The sequence below is a fragment of the Parafrankia soli genome (assembly GCF_001854695.1).
Classification (GTDB): Bacteria; Actinomycetota; Actinomycetes; order Frankiales; family Frankiaceae; genus Parafrankia; species Parafrankia soli.
Genome location: NZ_MAXA01000132.1, coordinates 1 through 2,141, shown reverse-complemented (window position 1 = coordinate 2,141; position 2,141 = coordinate 1). Strand labels below are relative to the sequence as shown.

The window sequence follows — 2,141 nt, the reverse complement described above, 5'->3', positions numbered from 1 at the left end:
GCAGGACTCCACCTGCGCGGATCCATCCTCTGGCTACGCAGCCTGCCAACCCCATGATCCGAACTCAGAACAGGCCCTAGGAGAGTCGGAGGAAGTCATGTCCCTCGTGACCACCAAGCTGGCGCCGACGATCGGTGTCGAGATCACAGGACTCACGGGCCGAGAACTCGTAGACAGGAAGGCGGCCGACGACACTCAGGCGGCTCTGGATCAGTACGGCGTCGTCGTGTACCGGGAGGTCAACATCAACGACGACGACCTGGTCAGCTTCAGCCGCCTGCTCGGTGAGGTCGTCGTCCCCAAGGTCAACGACCCCGGCGAGCATCCCGAAATCGCCAAGATCACCCTTGACCCGGCGAAGAGCGTGCTGGCTGGCTATCGCCAGGGGAATTTCCTGTGGCACATCGACGGCGCCACCGACGACCTCCCCCAGAAGGGGACGTTGCTCACCGCCCGCGAGGTCGATCCCGCCGGTGGTGACACGGAGTTCGCCAACACCTATGCCGCGTACGATGCGCTCTCCGACGAGGACAAGGCGCACATTGCCGACCTGCGGGTGGTCCACAGCTTCGCCGCCGCCCAGCGCATCGCCTATCCCGACGCCACAGAGAAGCAGCAGGCCGAGTGGGCCAGGGTGCCCTCGCGGGTGCACCCGCTCGTGTGGACCCGACGGAGTGGGCGCAGGTCACTGCTCGTCGGGGCGACGGCGGGCGAGGTCGTCGGTTGGCCGGCCGACCGAGGCAGGGAGCTCTTGGATCGTCTGCTCGAGTGGTCGACACAGCCGCAGTTCTCCCTCCAGCATCACTGGCGCCGCGGCGATCTCGTGATCTGGGATAACACCGGGATACTCCATCGCGCGCTGCCCTTCCAGCCGACATCTCGCCGCCTGATGCATCGCACCACGTTGGTGGGCCAGGAGCTCGTCACCGCCGCCTGAAGCAGCGACACACCGGGCAAACGCATCGGTCGGTGCCCGGTCATGAAGCGACGCACTTCGCTGAAAGGTCACGCCGCGTGAAGATCGGTCTGACAGGACGACCGGCGACGGTCGAGAAACTGGTCGAGCAGGCCAAGGCCGCCGAGCGGGACGGCTTCAGCTCCGTCTGGTACGACAGCACGGCCCTCGGCGACCCACTTGCCGCGATGGCGGTCGCGGGGCGGGCGACCTCCACGATCGAGTTGGGGACCGCGGTTCTGCAGACATATCCCTGCCATCCATCCCATCCTCCAGGCTAACCGCGCCGCCGCGGCCGCGGCGGCGATGGGACGACCCGGCTTCACCCTGGGCATCGGACCCTCGCACGAACCATTGGTCAGGGGTATGTACGGCTTGTCGTACGACCACCCCGGTCGCAACACGGAGGAGTATCTCCGCATCCTCGGGGGACTTCTGCGCGGGGAAACGGTGACTTTCGAAGGATCGGACTGGACCGCACGAGGCGCACGGGTCCCGATGGAGCAACCGGTGCCGGTGCTCTTGGCCGCGCTCGGGCCGCGGCTGCTGCGGGTCGCCGGCGAGCAGGCCGACGGGGTGGTCCTCTTCATGGCGCCGGCGCGGGCGATCGAGACCCATGTCGCGCCGCGGCTTCGGGCCGCGGCGTCAGCCGCAGGGCGACCCGAGCCACGGATCGTCGCCGGCCTGCCGGTGGCGGTCCACGACGACATCACCGAAGCCCGCGCCGCGACTGCCACGACATCCGGGGTCTACGAGAGCCTGCCGAACTACCGCCGGATCATGGAGATCGGCGGCGCCCAGAGCCCAGCCGACGCAGCCATCCTCGGTGACGAGAAGAGCGTGACCCTTCAGTTGCAGGGTCTGCTCGATGCCGGCGCCACCGACATCCAGGTGTTCGTCGTGCCGGTCGGCACGGATCGCCGGGCGTCCCGGCAGCGCACGATGGACCTGCTTGCCTCCCTCACAGGCTGAGATGCCCCGTGGGGAGCACCGGTGCGACCAACGGACCTCGATACGCGGCCACCGAGTGATCGAGGTCAGCCGCACAGGGGCGTGACTCCGGGTAGCAGGGTTTGACCAGCCCTCGCCAGGACGTTATACAGATGTACAGCATCAGCTGGTGCGTCGTTCGGCTCCGAGGTCGGAGACGGTGGGCTCCAAGGCTTTACCGGTCGATGGCGCGTGA

Annotated in this window: 1 protein-coding gene and 1 pseudogene; both read left to right on the top strand. The window is 67.7% G+C overall.

The window, feature by feature from the left end; genetic code table 11:
- Positions 1-97: 97 nt before the first annotated feature.
- On the top strand, positions 98-937 hold the full coding sequence (locus tag BBK14_RS12700) for a TauD/TfdA dioxygenase family protein (RefSeq protein ID WP_071062230.1): 840 nt from the start codon (positions 98-100) through the stop codon (positions 935-937).
- Positions 938-1,014: 77 nt separating this feature from the next.
- Positions 1,015-1,927, top strand: a pseudogene (locus tag BBK14_RS12695) (TIGR03564 family F420-dependent LLM class oxidoreductase).
- Positions 1,928-2,141: the final 214 nt, after the last annotated feature.